We start from the raw sequence: 19,630 nt of genomic DNA, 5'->3' as shown, positions 1-19,630 counted from the left end.
CCTCAAGACTTGAGTGGGGGTATTACGTCCAGTTAATGCGTGATAAATAACAAAAACATCACACGAAAAGTGAGGATAAATCTTAATGGCTGAGCTTCAATTATCAAATCGTTTAAAATCAATCACAAATTATTTACCGGAACAGCCCTTATTTGCTGATATTGGTTCAGATCATGCCTATTTACCCTGCTATGTCTGCTTACATGATTCAAAGGCGAGAGCTATAGCCGGGGAAATTAATCAGGGACCTTATCAGAGGGCCTATGAACAGGTGGAAAAGTGGAATTTATCGGACCGAATACACGTACGTCAGGGCGATGGTTTATCGGTTCTGGAGCCCAATGAAGCAGAACAGATTGTGATTGCTGGAATGGGGGGGACTCTAATCACGAATATTTTGGAAAATGGAAAAGAAAAACTTGCCGGTGTTAACCGAATTATTGCTCAGCCCAATATTAATGCGAGGTATATCCGAAAATGGTTTCATGCTCATTCATTTGTTCTGTCGGCTGAGGAGGTTATGGAAGAGGATGGGCGTTTCTATGAGATATTAATTGCCGATTATCAGCCTGATCTGGTAACAAAGGAAATAACTGAAAAGGAATATTATTTTGGTCCATTTAATTTGCAGGACAAAAATCAGGCCTTTATCAAAAAGTGGGAGCATGTACTGGAAAGAAAAAAGCAGATTATTGCTCAAATGAAAAATGCTTCACAGCCTGATGAAGAGAAGATAGCTGAATTTGAACAACAAATGAACTGGTTAAAGGAGGTTTTAAAAAATGAATAAAACGCTAACGGCTCAGGAATTGGTGAAAATGTTTGAACACTGGGCACCTAAGTCTTTAGCCATGGAAGGTGATAAAATTGGTCTGCATGTGGGGACATTGAATAAGAAGATCCGTAAAGTGATGGTCACGCTTGATGTCCTGGAAAATGTAGTGGATGAAGCTATTGAAAAAAATGTAGATTTTATTTTTGCTCATCATCCTTTTATTTTTAAGCCATTGAAAAAGGTAACCCAGGATGATGAAAAGGGACGGATACTTGGAAAATTAATGAAACACGATATTACGGTCTATGTTGCCCATACTAATCTTGATATCGCCAATGGTGGCATGAATGACATGCTTATGGACGAACTTGGGATAAAGGAACGTGACGTATTGATTGAAATGGGGAAAGAGGAATTGTATAAATTTGTTGTATTTGTTCCTGAATCTCATCAGGAAGAAGTCCGGGAGGCTCTGGGAAACAGTGGGGCAGGTCATATTGGCCTATACAGCCACTGTACATTCCAGACTCAGGGACAGGGTACCTTTAAACCTCTTGAAGGAACCAATCCATACATAGGCAGCCAGGGTGAGCTTGAGAAGGTTGATGAAGTTCGGATGGAGACGATTGTTCCGAAGCATTTGCTCACTCAAGTCCTGCGAGAGGCTGAAGAAGCACATCCTTATGAAGAAATGGCTTATGATCTATATCCATTGGAAAACGAAGGGTCATCATTTGGCTTAGGAAGAATCGGAACCTTAGACGAGAAGATGACTTTAAAAGAATTTGCTGAACATGTAAAAAAATCCTTTGATGTTCCAGCTTTACGGGTGGTTGGTGATCTGAATAAATCAATCCGGACCGTGGGAATCATTGGCGGGGACGGAAATAAATTTCTTACCCAGGTAAAAAGAAAAGGTGCTGACGTTTTTATAACAGGAGACCTTTATTATCATACCGCCCATGATGCAATGGGGATAGGACTTAATGTGATTGACCCGGGTCATCATGTGGAAAAGGTTATGAAAAATGGTGTGAAAAATTATTTGGAAGAGCAATGTCAGAAGGATAATAAGGATGTGGAAATTATTGCTTCTACAGCAAATACAGAACCCTTCCAATTTTTATAAATTATATGAATGAGGCCGGGTCATAACTAATTTGCTTGTCCATAAACCGAATTATATAATAGCCTAGCGGAGGAAATATACGTAGACTCCTGTTCGGTTAAGAGCGGCACGTCCTGTGCCGACACCGACACTTGAACGCCTGTTCGTCGTGGGAGGAAGGCCTAGGTGAGACCCCGCAAAGAAAAAGTGAAGGCGACCGTTTAGGCCCGACAGCATAAGCAGAATCCATGAAGTGACACGCTTTTTGTCACGTAGTGGATTCTGCTTATGACTGCTTGGGCCTGGGAGCCGTAACTGGACAAGCGCGATAGCGCGAGGAGGCTCACCAGCCGCTCACGGCAAAGAAGACACTACGAAAACTACCTTTGGGAGCTTGAGTAGATGTCGCACTTGTGCCCTTGGGTGAAAGCGAAGTATATTTCCGTAGCGATGGGTGCTACACCTAACATAATTCGGATTTATTTTTAGCAAAAGCACTTTTTTCCCAGCCTCGTTTTTGGTTTTGTATTTGCTAGGCTTTCTTTTCCTTTACTTTAGGAAGGATTTTTTGTTTCTCCACATTAGAAGAGGTGTCCCAGGTGTCCGGGTTAGCTGGGTTATATCCTTCAATAAATTTAATAACCTCTTTTGTAATCGGTGTTGGTGTGGAGGCACCTGCTGTTACTGCTACTGTGGATCTGCCTTCCAGCCATTCCAGTTTTAACTCGGATAAATCAGCAATACGGTAGGCTTTTGTGCCGGCAATTTCCTCAGATACCTGTGCAAGTCTATTGGAATTATTAGACCTTGGATCTCCGACAACAATTGTAAGGTCTGCTTCTTTAGCCTGTTCAGCGACAGCCTCCTGTCTCACCTGTGTTGCCATACAAATTTCCTGAACCATATCTGTCTGTGGATATTTTTCCTTTACTCTCTGCATGACATCATAAACATCCCACTGACTCATGGTGGTTTGGTTAGTCACTAGAATTTTGTCTGCATGAATGTCCAGCTGTTCTACATCCTCTTCTGTTTGGACCACATATACATGCTCAGGAGCCACACCGGCAGCACCTTCAGGCTCAGGATGTCCTTTTTTTCCGATATAAACGATTTCATATCCTTCCTTCACCTTATCTCGAATGAGGTTATGGGTTTTGGTCACATCCGGACAGGTCGCATCTAAAACGGTTAATCCCTTCTGTTTAGCACGTTCTTTAACTTCCGGTGACACTCCATGGGCTGTAAAAATAACGGTACCTTCGTTTATGTCTTCCAGCAAATCCGCACGATTTTTTCCGTCGAGAGTGATGACGCCTTCTTCTTTGAAAGCATCCGTGACGTGATTATTATGGACAATCATACCGAGAATATAAATAGGGCGAGGCAGGTTTTTATCTCTTGTTGCATTCTTGGCAATGACCATAGCATCAACAACACCATAGCAGTACCCACGCGGAGCAATTTTTATAACTTCCATAGATTGATTCCCCCTCAAAAATCTATTTGAAATCATGTATGTATCGTTTTAACCTGTTTCTTTCATTATAAAGGTTAGGAGTCATTAAGACAAAAGAATTCACGGGACATTGGCAAATTTATGTATACTTTAATATAATATATATGCACGAATGAAAAAGGAGACCACTTATATGAGTCAACGTACTTTTAAAGATTTTACATTTCAGCCGTTTTTGTATGAAGTTATTGATAAGCTTAACTTCAGAGAACCTACGCCTATACAGGGGGAGGTTATCCCTTATGCGTTAAAAAAGCAGAGTTTAATTGGCCAGTCACATACAGGTTCAGGAAAGACACATGCATACCTTTTGCCTCTGTTTAATCAAATAGATGTTACGCATAATCATGTACAAGCTGTGATCACAGTTCCAACTCGTGAGCTGGCCATGCAGATTTATGATGAGGTCAGGAAAATGATTGAGTATGCAGACGAGGAAGAAAGCATCCGGGCCAAACTGATCATCGGTGGAACAGATAAGCAGAAAATGATGGATAAGCTCAAGCGTCCGCCTCACATTATCGTTGGCACACCAGGACGTATTCTGGACTTAGTTATGGAGGGGGCATTGGATTTATATACAGCCTCATCCATGGTTATTGATGAAGCCGATTTGCTTATTGATTTAGGATTAATTGAAGAGACAGACCAGATTTTAGTCCGAATGCCTGAAAAGCTGCAAATAATGGTGTTTTCGGCCACATTCCCGGTTCAGCTTCAACATTTCCTGAAAAAATATATTGAAAATCCAAAGCATATTACCATTACGGGTCAGAGTCTTGTCCCGGAAACGATGGAACACCGGTTAATTCCATTAAGGCACAGGGAAAAGGCTGACTTAATGGTGGAAATAACAAACGTTATTCACCCATATCTTGCCTTAATTTTTGTCAACAAAAAAGAGCATGCAGACGAATTGGCGAATCAGCTGATTCAAAAAGGACTGGAAACCGGAATTATGCATGGAGGACTTACTCCCCGTGAACGAAAGCGGACGCTAAAGAATATTAAAAATCTGGAATACCAGTATATTGTCGCTACAGATCTGGCTGCACGCGGAATCGATATACCTGGGATCAGTCATATCTTTAATGCTGAATTACCCAAAGAACCAGAAGATTATATCCATCGTGTGGGCAGGACAGCTAGAGCAGGCCTGGAGGGGACAGCCGTCAGCTTCTATAAGGATAAGGATGAAAAGCTGATTGAAAAACTCGAAAGTAAAGGTATTGATTTTACCCATTATGATATTAAGAACAATGAATGGGTTGAAATTAAAGATTGGGATCAGCGCAGAAAAAGAGAAAAGTCTGAGAATGATCAGTTAGAAGCTGAGGCCTGGAAAAAAGTCCGGAAAAAGAAAAAAGTAAAGCCCGGTTATAAAAAGAAAATGAAAAAAGAAGCTGAGCAGGTGAAAAAGCAGCTGAAGAAAAAGCAGCAACAGCAAAATAAAAACAGAGGAAACAGGGGGAGGAGATAAGTATGCTTAAAATAGGGTCTCATGTATCCATGAAAGGAAAAAAGATGCTGGAAGGTGCAAGTGAGGAAGCCGTTTCCTATAATGCGAACACATTTATGATTTATACGGGTGCACCACAGAACACGAGGCGTAAGGCGATTGATGAACTTAATATAGAAGCTGGAAAAGCCCACATGAAAGAGAATGGAATAGAAGAAATTGTTGTTCATGCACCATATATCATCAATATTGGCAATACTACAAAGCCGGCGACGTTTCAGCTTGGTGTTGATTTCTTAAAATCAGAAATCGATCGGACAGAGGCTATTGGTGCGAAACAGATTGTTCTACATCCAGGGTCCCATGTTGGAGAGGGAGCTGAAAAGGGAATTGCCAAAATCATTGAAGGTCTGAATGAAGTCATTGATCCAAAACAGGATGTACAAATTGCATTGGAAACCATGGCTGGTAAAGGATCCGAATGTGGACGTACATTTGAAGAGCTCGCTCGAATTATTGATGGTGTAACTCATAATGAGAAATTGTCCGTTTGTATGGATACCTGTCATATCCATGATGCCGGCTATGATGTGATTCATGATTTCGATGGAGTGCTGGAAGAGTTTGATAAGGTCGTTGGACTCGACCGAATTAAAGTGCTGCACATAAATGACAGTAAAAATGTCAGAGGAGCACAAAAAGACCGACATCAAAATATAGGTTTTGGTGAGATTGGTTTTGAACCCTTAACTTATGTGGTCCATCATCCAGAATTCACACACTTACCAAAAATACTGGAAACTCCATATGTAGGAGAAGACAAGAAAAACAAAAAGCCACCATATAAGCATGAAATTCAAATGCTCCGCACCAAAGAATTCGATGAAGACATGAAAAATAAAATTATGGGTGATTAAGAAAAGCGGAGGCGACTGTTCAGGTCATGCGGGATAAGCACGCCCCATTGCGCACATTACTTGTGTTCAATGGGGCGTGCTTTATATAAAGCTAAAACAAATGATCAACTCCATATTTTTTAATTAAGTCGTTAAATAATCGGTTTGCTTTTTTGGCAGTCTCTTCATCTTTAATTTGTGCTATCTTTTTCAGGATTTTAATCCGATCCTTTTCGTTAAAGGGATCAAAGGATGTGTTCTTTATATATTTCGTCATTTGGTCTGCTTCACTGTGTGTCAGCGAAAATCCGTACTGTTTTCCATACTGAATCATTTCATTGGCAGTTAAACCTGCTAATTTTTCACGTATAATTTGACGAATAATATGTTTCACAGTTATCAACCTCAATTTTTTTTATTTCTGTATATTATATGTGAGCAGATTTGAATGTGAACACAAAAGATTGGTTAATAATGACACGTAAGATTTTTACCCATCTGCACATGATAAGATTGTACCTCTTCATTGGAAAGTGAGGGATAATCATGACTTCACATGACAATAAAAATAATCAACACAGATCCTATGCAGATGACAGCTGGCGTCCGGACGAAAGAAATACCAATTATTATTCTCAGGGTCAGCTGGGTGCAAATACCAATTTTGAATCGGCAGAAGACCGAAACTTTGACGAGCAGAAGCGTGAAGAAGAGTTTGCAGCTGAGACAGCTATCAGTCCCAATGAACTTGATGATCGCACGCAAATGGCTGAACGTGAAACACACATGGAGGAAACGGCAGAAGCCGGATGGGGATGGGCTGCAATTATCCTGTCCTTATTAGCCTTCTTCATGTGGCCGCTTGTCATGGGTATTGCAGGTATCGTGGTTGGTGTAATGGCAAAAAGAAGAGGTGCAGATACACTGGGTAATATCGCGATTGTTGCAGGTATAGCTGCTATCGTGATTAACTTATTCTTAGCTCCATTTGTCTGACGACTGGAGCCGGAAATATATCCACTACACAAAAGCCCCCGATTATCGGGGGCTTTTGTACTTTGTTTTAAACTTCTACCTTGTTCTGTTTTTGTTCCCTGGCATATTCTTCTGCAAGCTTATCAACTTCTTTTTTCAGCTCTTCAACCATGATGTCTTCAGGTACCTTTCGAATGATTTCTCCATGTCTGAAGAGCAGACCTTCACCTCTTGCCCCTGCGATGCCAATATCGGCTTCCCGGGCTTCACCTGGACCATTTACGGCGCAGCCAAGTACAGCAACCTTAATAGGTGCCCGTATTTCTGAAATATATTCTTCAACTTCATTGGCTATAGATATTAAGTCAATTTCAATGCGGCCACAGGTCGGACAGGAAATGAGTGTAGCTGCATTGGAAGCCAAACCAAAGGATTTTAGCAATTCACGGGCAACCTTCACCTCTTCAACAGGATCGGCACTTAATGAAATTCTTAAGGTGCTTCCTATTCCTTTGCTTAATATAGCCCCTAAACCAGCAGCGCTTTTTACTGTACCTGCGAATAAGGTTCCTGATTCAGTAATCCCCAGATGAAGTGGATAAGGAATCACTTTGGCGGCTTTTTCATAAGCCTCAATAGCAAGAGATACATCAGAAGCCTTTAGTGACACTATGATGTCATGAAAATCCAGGTCTTCTAAAATTTTTATATGATGCAATGCACTCTCGACCATGCCATCTGCGGTAGGATAACCGTATTTTTTCAGAATATGCTTTTCCAGTGAACCTGCGTTAACCCCAATACGGATAGGAACCCCTTTTTCCTTGGCTGCATTCACTACAGCTTCCACCTTGTCTCTTTTTCCAATATTACCGGGGTTAATGCGAATTTTATCCGCTCCACCTTCAATCGCTTTCAGAGCTAATCGATAATCAAAATGAATATCTACTACGAGTGGAATATTAATTCTTTTTTTGATTTCAGGAATGGCGTTGGCTGCTCTTTCATCCGGGCATGCTACTCTCACAACCTGACAGCCAGCTTGAACTAATTGACCAATTTGATTCACTGTAGCATCAACATCATGTGTTTTTGTTGTAGTCATGGATTGGATGACCACTTCATTTTTACCACCAATGGTTAAATCTCCAACTCGAACCTGTCTTGTATCCTGACGATGTATGACTTCGGACATAATAACGCTCCTTTACGTCTTACAATTAAAAATTTTTAAACAAACATCTACCATTATTATATCGGTTTATCCTGAACTTGAGAAGTAAATATGCCGGAAAAGTGTTTTTAAAATCATTAGTTACTCGTTGCTGTATTTAGGGAAAAAGTAGGTTTCGCCGATCTGAATCTCATTTGGATTGACTTCAGGATTCAATGTCTGAAAATCATCCAATAATGTCCGTATCTCTACCGGCTCTTCATTAAGGTTTTCAGATATGGAAAGGACGGTTTCACCAGGTTTGACAGTGTGTGTAACAGGTCTATATTCGGGCTCGTTTTCCTGGTCGATCTCACGGTCTGTGGATGCATTGGCTGGAGTATCCTCTTTGTTGTTCATTTCTGCAGCCGGGTTCTCCTGAAATTGAGACTTCGTAGCGGTACCTACAGTTATATCGTGAATAATACTCCTTATAAATAACAGGACAATGATAATAAGTACGAGCTTCTTTAAAAGCTTCAAGCTGTTCCCTCCTTTACTTAGACACTAAAAAATCATCCATAGAAATGAAACATTTTCGGCATTTATTCCGTATGTAAAGTAAGAAATCTGGTCGTTGATAATGGGGTGACTGGTTATGTTTTTAAGCTCAACGTTTGCTGGACTAATCTTAACTTTTTTTGGCTTTATGCTACTCATGGGTGAGTTTCTGGTTAAATTACGAGGGATTTCAGGTCTTTTAGGTTTCGGTTTTATATTCGTGTATTTTCAGGCTCATTTAGAAAGTATGAACACTTTTTTAGTTACGTTTATCTTTTTGCTGGCTCTTGCCTTATTGATGATTGACGGGAACATAACCAATGACGGAACATTGTCAGTGATCGCCATACTAATGATGGTGTTGATCATTGGACTAATTCCCGGACATTGGTTAACAGGTGCTTATGGTATTACAGGTTTAATTCTAGGCATAAGCTCCAGTTTCCTTTTTTTGAAGGTGTTCCCGTCAAGAAATATGTGGAATAAAATAACTCTGTTTGACCGTCTGACAAATGAAGCCGGGTATCATACTATGAAAAAATCCTATCGTAATCTTGTTCATGAGAAGGGAGTAACGGTTACACAATTGAGACCCGCAGGAACCATCCGTATAGGTGAAAATGAATATAGTGCAGTCTCCAATGGGAAATGGATTGATCGAAATACAGAGGTCTTGGTTACACAAGTGGATGGGACAAAAATAATGGTGGAACTGGCGGAATTGGTGGAAAATTAAGAGAGCATTAACAAAAACTTCATATCCCCTTAACAAAAGCATGTCATACTTGTGTTGGATAAAAGGGGGAACATAGGTGAACTGGAGATATTTACTAAAAAAGCAATCAAAAAATAAGAAAAAGATGACCTTTTTACTTCGAATTATTATTACGGTTTTTATTTTAATTATTATTTCTTTATCTACAATAGGTTTTTTATCTTATTCAAAAGTTAAAGAGAGTCATTATACTCTGGTACAGGAACGTGTGGAACGGGAAATCTTTATCATAAGGCAAACGGCCCGAAATTTAAAGTATGCTTATATCTCAAATAACCAATCTTTTGAAGAGCAGATGATAAATGCAATTGAGGATCAAAAGATTAAACTTATGCAAAATGATTTCCATGCAAGATTCTTTTTCATAAATAATAATGGGGAAAACCGGGAACTGGAAAACAGAAACCTTGAAGATGTGGAAATTAATAAAGCTATTATAGAAAATGTAAGGTCTCAGGAAGATAACTCCTTTATAGGGGAGATGAACAATCAAAACTGGTTATTTGCTTTTGCAGAAGTCCAGGAATTACAGGGTACAGTTTTAATTGCGATACCTGAACGGGACATACTGGCTTCTGCTAACTCATTAGCTAAATATTTTTTAACCGTTGGACTTATAAGTGTAATTGTCATTTCCATTGTACTTGCTCTGGTGATGAAGAAAATCACACATCCGCTCAGAGAATTGAGAAATGAAATGAGAAGAGCGCGTGATGGCAAATTCAATGAAGTACAACCGGTTAATAGCAATATTCCGGAAATTCGTTCGTTAAACAAAAGTTTTCAAATGTTAATTCATACGATTTCGAGTATGTTCCAAAATATTGAGAGTGCGGTTGCCCAACTTAATCATACAGGAGAGGAATTATCATCATCATCAGATAACTTAGCTGCGACCCAATTATCTATGAAAGATGACTTACTAAATGTTAAAGATAATGCCAAAAATATACAAGGGAACTTTTCAAACTATAAAGAAAGCTTCCAAAAATTGCAGGAATCCATGAGTATGCTCTTAAGTGAGTTTCATACCATGCGTAAAAAACAAGAAAAAATGAATGATGCAGTAGATGATGGAACGAGTAGTGTTCGGTCCATAATTCAAGTGTTGGAATCGTTCCATGACAGCATTGAAATTATGGGGCATAAAATTGAGGAATTTCAGGACTATACAAATAATATAAAGATAGCAGGTAGTATGATTCAGGACATATCAGAAAAAACAAGGCTTTTATCTTTGAATGCAACGATTGAAGCAGCAAAGGCAGGTGAACACGGAAGAGGTTTTGCCGTCGTTGCTAAAGAAGTGCGAAAGCTTGCAGAAAGTTCAAGGGAAGCAGCAATGGAAATTGATCAAAAGGTGATGGATACACTAAATATGGGTCAATTCTTTATGTCACAGTTTCATACGTTATCTAAGGAACTGTCAACACAATTAATAAATGCCAAAAATTCTAGTTATACGTTCAATGAATTGGCAAAGCAAATTGAGGAATTAAATGTACATATCAACCGTAGTGCTGAAGAAGTAGAAAAAACGGAAGTTGTTATTCCTGAATTAGAACAAGCTTTTGAGAATTTTAATCATAATACGTTTGAAACAATACGTTCAGTAAGTAAACTTTATCAAACGGCTGAACAGCAACAGGCTGTTATGAATGAGAGCGATGAAATCAGAATGCAGCTGCTGGTCCTTGGAAAATCATTATCCACAGTAATTACAAGTAAAAAGTAAAACAATAAAAAATCCAGGTCCATTTACGGACCTGGATTTTTTATATTTAAACGATAATGGGCAGGATAAGTGGAATAAAATGATTTTTATAACCTAATGTTAAGATAGTGTAAATTTTTTCGAAAATCCTTTACAAACCTCTGCGGTTTCATTAATAATGATATAGGCATTTTAAAGAAATAGACAACTTTGATTTTGGATAAGGAGTGTACAAACGTTGGAACTGGATGTACAAACATTAATATTTCAATTTATCGGTGGTTTAGGTATCTTTCTTTTTGGTATTAAATACATGGGGGATGGTCTTCAAAGATCAGCTGGAGATCGCCTTAGAGATATATTAGATCGTTTTACAACAAACCCTTTTATGGGCGTTTTAACAGGTATTATTGTTACCATTTTAATTCAATCAAGCTCCGGGACTACCGTTCTTGTTGTTGGTCTCGTAAACGCTGGGTTCATGACATTAAGACAGGCTATCGGAGTTATTATGGGGGCAAATATTGGTACGACGGTTACAGCATTTATCATTGGTATTGATATTGATCAGTATTCCCTTCCTATGATAGCTCTTGGTGCATTTTTAATCTTCTTCTTTAAAAATAAACGACTTACCTACGCAGGACAGGTATTCTTTGGTCTGGGTTCACTATTCTATGGTTTAGACTTAATGTCAGGAGCAATGTCTCCATTGCGGAGTTTGCAAGCATTTCAGGATTTGACAGTAAGCATGAGTGAAATTCCTCTGCTTGGGGTTGTGATTGGGGCAGTCTTTACGTTTATTGTACAAAGCTCAAGTGCAACGATTGGCATTCTGCAGGGACTGGCAGAACAGGGGGCAATTGGTCTTGATGCGGCATTACCAGTATTATTTGGTGATAATATTGGTACAACCATTACGGCTATCCTGGCTGCACTGGGAGCAAGTGTTGCGGCAAAACGTGCTGCACTTTCCCACGTTTTCTTTAACCTGGTAGGTACAGCATTATTCTTAATTTTGTTAACGCCTTTTACTCATTTTGTGGATTATTTACAGACACAGCTGAACTTAAATCCAAGATCTACAATTGCATTCGCTCACGGTACATTTAACATAACCAATACACTCCTTCAAATTTGGTTTGTTGGATTTATCGCGTATTTAGTAACCAAAGTTATCCCAGGCGAAGATGCAGTTATAGATTCCAAACCGATGCATCTGGATCCACTTATTATTCAGCAATCCCCATCGATTGCTATCGGACAGGCAAAGGATGAATCGATTCGTATGGGAGATCTTGCCCTGAAAGGACTGGAAGAAACAAGACTTTACTTGAACAATAATCATCAGAAGCATTCTGAACTTGCCCTATCCATGGAAGATGCTATCAATAATCTTGATAGGAAAATCACGGATTATTTAGGTAAGATATCAACATCTTCATTATCTACACCTGAAAGTAATCTGCATTCATCTGTAGTGGATAATGTAAGAGATATTGAACGTATTGGTGATCATTTTGAAAACATTGTAGAGCTTGTGGATTATAAAATCTCCAATAAGGTCCATTTAACGGAACAGGCACTGGAAGATGTGAATGAAATGTATAACCTTACACTGGTAACTGTAAAACAGGCATTAAAAGCATTTGAAGAACAGGATCATCAGGCAGCAATGGATGTGATTCAAAAAGAAGAACAAATCGACCAAATGGAGCGATCATACCGTAAAAAGCATATTTTGCGTTTGAATGAAGGAATTTGTTCCGGATCTGCAGGTATTGTCTTTGTAGATATCCTGAGTAACCTGGAACGAATAGGGGACCATGCCGTTAACATTGCTCAGGAACTAGTAGGAAAAGAAAATAAAATGAATGAGTAATACCCTTTTAAGAAAATATCCCGTTTTATGAATATACGGGATATTTTCTATTTTATAAAGAAAATCTTTAAAAACCCCTTGAAACATAAAGGGGGACATGCTATATTTACATATGTTCTTGAAATTAATCACGAAATAAATGTTGACACATTAAGCTAAACATGTTAAATTGTATCTTGTCGCTGAAATTCAATATTTATTTCAATCCATTATTATTATTCCACCGTAGCTCAGTGGTAGAGCAATCGGCTGTTAACCGATCGGTCGCAGGTTCGAATCCTGCCGGTGGAGCCATATGGCGGCGTAGCTCAGCTGGCGAGAGCGTACGGTTCATACCCGTGAGGTCGGGGGTTCGATCCCCTCCGCCGCTACCAATTACATATGGCGGCTGTGGCGAAGTGGTTAACGCACCGGATTGTGGCTCCGGCATCCGTGGGTTCGATTCCCACCAGTCGCCCCATTTAGAAAAGAATGATTCATAAGGACCCTTAGCTCAGCTGGTCAGAGCTATCGGCTCATAACCGATCGGTCGCAGGTTCGAATCCTGCAGGGTCCACCAAATTACGGAGGAGTACCCAAGTCCGGCTGAAGGGAGCGGTCTTGAAAACCGCCAGGGGCTTCACGGCCCGCGGGGGTTCGAATCCCTCCTCCTCCGCCATAAGGCTCGGTAGCTCAGTCGGTAGAGCAACGGACTGAAAATCCGTGTGTCGGCGGTTCGATTCCGTCCCGAGCCACCATATAAAAATGAATGTCTCCTTTCCGATAGAGTAATATAAAGCAAGCAGATTAAAATCTGCTTGCTTTTTTACGTTATTTAATATTTACGGTACTGAGCCGTTGGATTTTTGGTCATAATTAACATGTGTGGGAAAATATACAGCAAAATTGTTGCATCATGTGAATACGATTGTTAATCTTAATATAAAGGAATAACACTATATGGATGATGTTTTCCTTTGCATTACATATAATAAAAGGAGGAATTTATAATGGCTAATTTTGAACTTCCAGAATTACCTTATGCATACGATGCTTTAGAACCACACATCGATAAAGAAACGATGAACATTCATCACACAAAACACCATAATACTTATGTAACAAAACTTAATGCAGCACTTGAAGGACATGCAAATCTGCAGGACAAGTCTCTTGAAGACCTTCTTGGTAATTTTGATGCTGTTCCAGAGGATATCCGTACAGCTGTACGTAACAATGGTGGTGGCCATGCGAACCACAGTCTTTTCTGGACAGTAATGTCACCAAATGGTGGCGGACAACCAAAAGGTGAAGTTGCGGAGAAAATTAATGCTAAGTTTGGCAGCTACGATAAATTTAAAGAAGAATTTAAAGCTGCTGCAGCTGGACGTTTCGGTTCAGGCTGGGCTTGGTTAGTTGTGAACAATGGAGATGTTGAAATCACAAGTACGCCTAACCAGGATACTCCTCTAATGGAAGGCAAAACACCAATCTTAGGACTGGACGTTTGGGAGCATGCTTATTATCTTAAGTACCAGAATAAGCGTCCTGACTATATTGCAGCTTTCTGGAATGTTGTAAATTGGGATGAAGTTGAAAAGCGCTATCAGGCAGCAAAATAATAAAACTGTATAAAAAAAGCAGGGCATTGTGCCCTGCTTTTTTTATGACCTCTTTTCTCTGTAACCTGAATATCGTTATTGTTTCTGAAGAAAATAAGGTGTAGAGAAAAGGGGTTTGAAATATGAGCGAAAAACTAAAAGCGATTGTTGGTCATGTAGATGTTAATCGTGATTTGATTTTGCTGCTTACTATTGGTGGTTTATATTCCATTAGTATCTTTCTCTCCAACACATTTGTAAATATTTTTCTTTGGAAGCAGGCTGGTGATTATGCAACCATTGCCTTTTATAATTTGGCTGTTTATATAATGCAGCCGCTAACCTTTATTCTGGCAGGAAGATGGGCTAAAAAAGTCGACCGTGTAATTGTTTTACGACTGGGAGTAACTTTTTTATCCCTATTTTTTTTGACTGTATTAATTATGGGGGATTATGCGGAAAAGTACAACGTAATATTAGGAGGTATATTAGGCATTGGGTATGGTTTTTATTGGCTGGCCTTTCATGTGTTAACCTTTGAAATTACAGAACCGGAAACCAGAGACTTTTTTAACGGTTTTTTTGGATTGCTTCAGTCTTTGGGAGGAATGATTGGTCCCATTTCTGCCGGTTTCATCATTTCAAAAATGGAGGCTAACACAGGCTATACCACTATATTTACCATTTCTTTAGTTTTATTTGTCGTAGCCGTTATCTGCAGCTTCTTCCTTAATCGCAGAAGTGCAGAGGGAGAGTATAATTTTCGAATTATCTTAAAAGAAAGAAATAATAATAACAACTGGAAGCGGGTATTACAGGCTAATTATTCTCAGGGATTAAGAGAGGGGATCTTTTTATTTGTCATCTCTATCTGGGTCTTTTTAATAACCGACAGTGAATTTGCATTGGGAACATTTAACCTGATATTTTCCGGCTTTTCCTTTTTTGTCTATTACCTTGCGACCCGATTAATAAAACCTAAGTTCCGTAAAACCTCAATCTTAATTGGCGGGCTGATACTGTATACGTCCATTTACCTGATTATTTTCTTCAAAAGCTATACCGTTTTACTCATCTATGCAGCGATTATAGGTTTTGCCTATCCAATCATTTATGTACCTTATTTTTCGATTTCCTATGATGTCATAGGGACTTCATGGATGGCAAAAGAGAAGCGGATTGAATATATCGTAGTCCGTGAGTTGTTTCTGAATTCAGGGAGGGTAAGCTCTATTCTCCTGTTTCTTATTGTCACCTATCTGTTTGACACTGATAAAAGTATTCCTTACCTGCTCGCTACAATGGGTATCGGGCACTTAGCGATTTCTTATTTCTTTCGGGATATTCACCTCCCAGGGAAAAAACCGAATGAAGAAAATGTAGAAAAGGAAAATAAACCTTTAATTAATAAAGAGGTTGCAGAGGATGAGAATCGTTAATCAGGATAGAGAATGATTAGCCGATATAGGAAGGAATATTCATGTCAAAATCGCTCAAGTCATGCTATAATATAGAAAAACAACAGGAATAGGGGGAGGGGAACCCTTTGACTCCAAAGAAATCAAAATCACACTTACCATTACGTTTAAATATACTGTTTTTCTTAATCTTTTTGCTGTTTGCTTTTTTAATTATACAGCTTGGTGTTGTTCAAATTTTGCATGGGGATGCAGCACAGAGTGAAGTCAACCGGACGGAAGACACAACGATTTCTAATCCTGTACCAAGAGGAGAAATTTATGATCGTTATGGTCGTCTGCTGGTTGAAAATGAACCAAGATACGCCATTACCTATACCCCTCCAAAAAATGTTCAGCCAAAGGATAGACTGGAACTTGCAGAAAAACTGTCAAAATATATACAAAAGAAACCGGATAAGGTTACTAAAAGAGACAAACAGGACTACTGGATTATGAAAAATAGAAATGAAGCATACAGTCGTCTATCTTCCAAGGAAGAGGATTTAAGTGATGAGGAACAATACTATGCAGTCCTCGACAAGGTTACGGAAGAAGACTTACAGCAATTAAGTGAAGAAGATTTGGAAATTATTGCGATTAAACGGGAACTGGATCAGGCGCCCGCTTTAACACCGCATGTCGTTAAAAATAGTAATATTTCAGAAAAAGAATATGCAACGGTTGCCGAGCATTTAAGTGAACTGCCTGGAATAAATGTAACGACCGACTGGAAACGAAACAAAATATTTCATCCGACTTTCTCGAATTTTATTGGAGGTATGACCTCATTGGAAGAGGGACTTCCTAAAGAAAAACTGGATTATTATCTTTCCCGGCAATATGGTCGAAATGAAAGGGTTGGGGAAAGCTTTCTGGAAGAAGAATACGAATCCACCTTAGCCGGTCAAAAAGAATTGGTGGAATATGTTACGGATAAAGAAGGAAATATCATTGATTCAAAGCTTATACGCGAAGGCAAGCAGGGAAAAAGCCTGAAACTCACTATTGATATCGAGCTGCAGAATCGGGTCGATGAAATTGTAAGAGAAGAAATGAAAAAAATTATTGATAAATATCCAGGTAAGAATCAACACTTTAAGGACGCTTTAGTTGTCATGTCTGATCCTAATACAGGCGAAATTTTAGCGATGTCCGGTCAGCACTATGATCACAAGAAGGATGAGTTTTCAGATCAGTCCTATCGAACCGTCTATGATGCACACCGTCCTGGATCAGCTATTAAGGGGGCAACGGTACTTGCCGGTTTTGAATCAGGAGTCATTCGTCCCGGCACAACTTTTTACGATTCCCCGATTAAAATTGCAAGTACACCTGAAAAAAGTTCCTATCGTACACTGGGATATGTAAATGATTTGGATGCCCTTGCTAAATCTTCAAACGTTTATATGTATTATATAGCTCTCAGAATGGGTGGAGATTATACCAACTACCGATATGTAAAAAATGAATCATCTAAAGTTAAGAACAGTTCTAAAACTCTGCAGGATTTGCGTTATTATTTTAATCAATTTGGACTTGGTGTAAGTACAGGCATTGATCTTCCCTATGAAGCAACAGGCTACAAAGGTGATAATCCAGGTCCGGGATTGCTTATGGACTATGCTATTGGGCAATTTGATACCTACACAGCGTTACAATTAAACCAGTATGTTTCAACCATTGCCAATGGCGGATATCGACTTCAGCCACAATTAGTACAGGGAATATATAATTCAACCGCTAATGGTGAACTAAATCAATTGTATAAAGGGATTCAGCCAAAAGTCTTAAATCGAATTGATATGAATGACAAGTATCTGGATCGAGTTCAGGAAGGCTTCAGGAGAGTCTTTCAGCATCCGGACGGGACTGCAGATCATGTTTTTGCGAATAAGTCTTACAACCCGGCAGGAAAAACGGGAACAGCAGAAAATGAAATCTACGGCGAGAACGAAAAAGGTGAAATTGAAAAGGTTGCCGATGTGGAAAACCATAATCTTGTAGGTTATGCACCTTACGATGATCCTGAAGTGGCCTTTTCCATTATTGTTCCGAATGTCGGACTGGATGCCAGTGATGGTATAAACTCCAAAATTGGAAGCCGTATTTTAGATGCTTATTTTGAATTAAAAGAACAGAGAGAGAATAAAGGGATCAATATGGAACTGAATCAAATGATAAATGAAAACAGCAGTGAAACCGAGCAGAATGGCTAATGGCCATTCTGCTTTTTTTGTGCAGAGAACAAACAGACCTGTGGTTAAGAATTCAGGCATAATCACGTCTCGAACAACACTCAGCGATTAACGTTTTGCCTTATCCCGCATGACCTGAACACTAAGGAATGCTCCTAAGAATTAGCATCGCAGAAGCAAGTGTACTTTCTTGCTTCGAGTTGCCTCCGCTTTCCTATGTCCAGCTGCGGGGCCTAGACCCTCGCTGATGTAAGCAAGCCCCACTACGCGGCTGGAGCCGCTCCATGGGGCTTGCTTACACAGTCGGGTCTGGACAAGTCCCCTACGCTTTTCTTGTCCAGCTGCGGCTCCCGGGCCCTAGCGGTCATAAGCATAATCTCCTACATGGCCAAAAGGCGGCCACTCCGGATATTTTGTCGGGCCTAAACAGTCGCCTCCGCTTTTCTATTACCTTTACGTTTTTTTTACATTAGGTTTATATGAGGTTAATAGTTTTGGATTATTATTAGTTTTGTAGTTAGGAAATGAACTCAACAAATGAGGGGGAAGAGGAAATGTGGAAGCAAAAGAAGTTGGTTATTTTGATGATGATGGTTTTGACCATTGGGATTTTAGCAGCCTGTGGGGATAGTGGAGAACCAGACGAAGAAGCCAATGACACACAAAGTGCAAATGCAAATGAAGAAAATAGTGATGGAGAGGATAGTTCCCTGTCCGGTACTGTAAAATTAGCAGGATCTTCAACCGTATTTCCTATCATGGAATATGTAACTTATGAATTTACGAAGGAATATCCAGAAGTTGATACTCCGCTTGAGAGCATTGGTTCAGGTGGGGGATTTGAAAGGTCAACTAAAGGTGAAATTGACTTTAGTAATGCTTCCCGTCCAATTAAGGAAGAAGAAAAGGCAATTGCTGAAGAAAATGGAATTGAACTAATCGAAACGGTGTTAGCCTATGATGGTTTGTCCGTCGTTGTGAGTCAGCAAAATGACTTTTTGGATGAACTAACGGTTGAACAGTTAAGAGATATTTTCCTTGCAGAACGCGGAAATAAAAAATGGTCTGATATTGATCCTTCCTGGCCTGACGAAGAAATTGTGATTTATTCTCCAGGGCATGATTCAGGAACATTTGATTACTTTAATGAAGCGATTCTTGAAGAAAAACCAATGCGTGAAGGGGAAGGAGTAACCCTTTCAGAGGATGACAATCTACTGGTAAGAGGTATTCAAAATGATCCATATGCCATTGGATACTTTGGTTATGCTTACTATGTTGAAAACAAAGATACACTTAAAGCTCTAGCTATCGATAATGGAAATGGGGCCGTTAAGCCAACCCCTGAGACGATTCAGGATGGAAGTTACAGTCCTTTATCCCGTCCGCTGTTTACGTACATCAACCGTGCATCTTTAGAGGATAAGGAAACAGTACAAGCATTCACGGAATTCTTACTTTCAGGTGCAGCAGCGTCTGGTGCCGAAGAAGTTGGATATGTGGCGCTTCCTGAAGAGAAATATCAGTCACAATTAGAAGAGTTACAGTCCATTTACGAATAAGTAAGGGTATATAAAG

16 protein-coding genes and 6 tRNA genes are annotated in these 19,630 nt (G+C 39.5%); 18 read left to right on the top strand and 4 right to left on the bottom strand.

Annotated features, from left to right (window positions below):
* The first annotated feature begins 85 nt into the window (after positions 1–85).
* Positions 86–790, top strand: coding sequence for a tRNA (adenine(22)-N(1))-methyltransferase (locus tag ACZ5OK_RS11365; protein WP_343837050.1), 705 nt, complete (start codon positions 86–88; stop codon positions 788–790).
* On the top strand, positions 783–1,904 hold the full coding sequence (locus tag ACZ5OK_RS11360; RefSeq protein ID WP_343837048.1) for a Nif3-like dinuclear metal center hexameric protein: 1,122 nt from the start codon (positions 783–785) through the stop codon (positions 1,902–1,904). Before ACZ5OK_RS11365 ends, ACZ5OK_RS11360 begins: the two co-directional genes overlap by 8 nt.
* A 511-nt stretch (positions 1,905–2,415) precedes the next feature.
* Here ACZ5OK_RS11360 and ACZ5OK_RS11355 read toward each other — a convergent pair.
* Positions 2,416–3,363, bottom strand: a complete 948-nt coding sequence (locus tag ACZ5OK_RS11355; RefSeq protein WP_343837046.1) for a 4-hydroxy-3-methylbut-2-enyl diphosphate reductase — start codon at positions 3,361–3,363, stop codon at positions 2,416–2,418.
* A gap of 172 nt (positions 3,364–3,535) precedes the next feature.
* On the opposite strand from ACZ5OK_RS11355, the gene ACZ5OK_RS11350 reads away from it, so the two are divergent.
* Positions 3,536–4,882, top strand: a complete 1,347-nt coding sequence (locus ACZ5OK_RS11350; RefSeq protein ID WP_343837043.1) for a DEAD/DEAH box helicase — start codon at positions 3,536–3,538, stop codon at positions 4,880–4,882.
* Positions 4,883–4,884: 2 nt separating this feature from the next.
* The gene (locus ACZ5OK_RS11345) at positions 4,885–5,778 is read left to right on the top strand and encodes a deoxyribonuclease IV (protein WP_343837041.1); all 894 of its coding nucleotides are present in this window, start codon (positions 4,885–4,887) and stop codon (positions 5,776–5,778) included.
* Positions 5,779–5,869: 91 nt separating this feature from the next.
* Here ACZ5OK_RS11345 and ACZ5OK_RS11340 read toward each other — a convergent pair whose 3' ends face one another.
* Positions 5,870–6,151 carry a DUF2624 domain-containing protein gene (locus tag ACZ5OK_RS11340; RefSeq protein ID WP_343837038.1) on the bottom strand — a complete coding sequence of 94 codons (282 nt, stop codon included), beginning with the start codon at positions 6,149–6,151 and terminating at the stop codon, positions 5,870–5,872.
* Positions 6,152–6,303: 152 nt separating this feature from the next.
* Between ACZ5OK_RS11340 and ACZ5OK_RS11335 the strand changes: the two genes are divergently transcribed.
* Complete coding sequence (locus ACZ5OK_RS11335) at positions 6,304–6,753, top strand: DUF4190 domain-containing protein (protein ID WP_343837036.1); 450 nt, start codon at positions 6,304–6,306, stop codon at positions 6,751–6,753.
* A 67-nt stretch (positions 6,754–6,820) separates the two neighbouring features.
* On the opposite strand, the gene ispG is transcribed toward ACZ5OK_RS11335, so the two are convergent.
* Together ispG and ACZ5OK_RS11325 are read right to left on the bottom strand one after the other, a co-directional pair.
* Positions 6,821–7,927: a flavodoxin-dependent (E)-4-hydroxy-3-methylbut-2-enyl-diphosphate synthase gene (gene ispG, locus ACZ5OK_RS11330; protein WP_343837034.1), complete on the bottom strand. Its 1,107-nt coding sequence runs from the start codon at positions 7,925–7,927 to the stop codon at positions 6,821–6,823.
* 120 nt (positions 7,928–8,047) lie between these two features.
* Positions 8,048–8,428 carry a LysM peptidoglycan-binding domain-containing protein gene (locus ACZ5OK_RS11325; RefSeq protein WP_343837031.1) on the bottom strand — a complete coding sequence of 127 codons (381 nt, stop codon included), beginning with the start codon at positions 8,426–8,428 and terminating at the stop codon, positions 8,048–8,050.
* 115 nt (positions 8,429–8,543) lie between these two features.
* Here ACZ5OK_RS11325 and ACZ5OK_RS11320 point away from each other — a divergent pair, with 115 nt between their 5' ends.
* The 13 genes from ACZ5OK_RS11320 to ACZ5OK_RS11260 all read left to right on the top strand — a co-directional run bounded on the left by ACZ5OK_RS11320 (position 8,544) and on the right by ACZ5OK_RS11260 (position 19,614).
* Positions 8,544–9,182 carry an NfeD family protein gene (locus ACZ5OK_RS11320; RefSeq protein WP_343837028.1) on the top strand — a complete coding sequence of 213 codons (639 nt, stop codon included), beginning with the start codon at positions 8,544–8,546 and terminating at the stop codon, positions 9,180–9,182.
* 76 nt (positions 9,183–9,258) lie between these two features.
* Positions 9,259–10,956 carry a methyl-accepting chemotaxis protein gene (locus ACZ5OK_RS11315; RefSeq protein WP_343837026.1) on the top strand — a complete coding sequence of 566 codons (1,698 nt, stop codon included), beginning with the start codon at positions 9,259–9,261 and terminating at the stop codon, positions 10,954–10,956.
* A gap of 217 nt (positions 10,957–11,173) precedes the next feature.
* Positions 11,174–12,817: a Na/Pi cotransporter family protein gene (locus ACZ5OK_RS11310; RefSeq protein ID WP_343837024.1), complete on the top strand. Its 1,644-nt coding sequence runs from the start codon at positions 11,174–11,176 to the stop codon at positions 12,815–12,817.
* Positions 12,818–13,036: 219 nt separating this feature from the next.
* Positions 13,037–13,111 (top strand) — tRNA-Asn (locus ACZ5OK_RS11305).
* A 3-nt stretch (positions 13,112–13,114) separates the two neighbouring features.
* Positions 13,115–13,191 (top strand) — tRNA-Met (locus ACZ5OK_RS11300).
* A gap of 10 nt (positions 13,192–13,201) precedes the next feature.
* Positions 13,202–13,277: transfer RNA gene (locus ACZ5OK_RS11295), tRNA-His, on the top strand.
* Positions 13,278–13,299: 22 nt separating this feature from the next.
* Positions 13,300–13,376: transfer RNA gene (locus tag ACZ5OK_RS11290), tRNA-Ile, on the top strand.
* A 6-nt stretch (positions 13,377–13,382) separates the two neighbouring features.
* Positions 13,383–13,475: transfer RNA gene (locus ACZ5OK_RS11285), tRNA-Ser, on the top strand.
* 3 nt (positions 13,476–13,478) lie between these two features.
* Positions 13,479–13,554 (top strand) — tRNA-Phe (locus tag ACZ5OK_RS11280).
* A gap of 252 nt (positions 13,555–13,806) precedes the next feature.
* Positions 13,807–14,418 carry a superoxide dismutase gene (locus ACZ5OK_RS11275; RefSeq protein ID WP_343837022.1) on the top strand — a complete coding sequence of 204 codons (612 nt, stop codon included), beginning with the start codon at positions 13,807–13,809 and terminating at the stop codon, positions 14,416–14,418.
* A 122-nt stretch (positions 14,419–14,540) separates the two neighbouring features.
* Positions 14,541–15,836 carry an MFS transporter gene (locus tag ACZ5OK_RS11270; RefSeq protein WP_343837019.1) on the top strand — a complete coding sequence of 432 codons (1,296 nt, stop codon included), beginning with the start codon at positions 14,541–14,543 and terminating at the stop codon, positions 15,834–15,836.
* 107 nt (positions 15,837–15,943) lie between these two features.
* Complete coding sequence (locus ACZ5OK_RS11265) at positions 15,944–18,073, top strand: peptidoglycan D,D-transpeptidase FtsI family protein (RefSeq protein WP_343837017.1); 2,130 nt, start codon at positions 15,944–15,946, stop codon at positions 18,071–18,073.
* Positions 18,074–18,606: 533 nt separating this feature from the next.
* The gene (locus tag ACZ5OK_RS11260; RefSeq protein WP_343837014.1) at positions 18,607–19,614 is read left to right on the top strand and encodes a PstS family phosphate ABC transporter substrate-binding protein; all 1,008 of its coding nucleotides are present in this window, start codon (positions 18,607–18,609) and stop codon (positions 19,612–19,614) included.
* The last annotated feature ends 16 nt before the right edge of the window (positions 19,615–19,630 follow it).

It is taken from the genome of Salinibacillus aidingensis (assembly GCF_055393355.1).
Note: the sequence above shows the minus strand (reverse complement) of the source record. Positions and strands in the feature narration are given on the sequence as shown.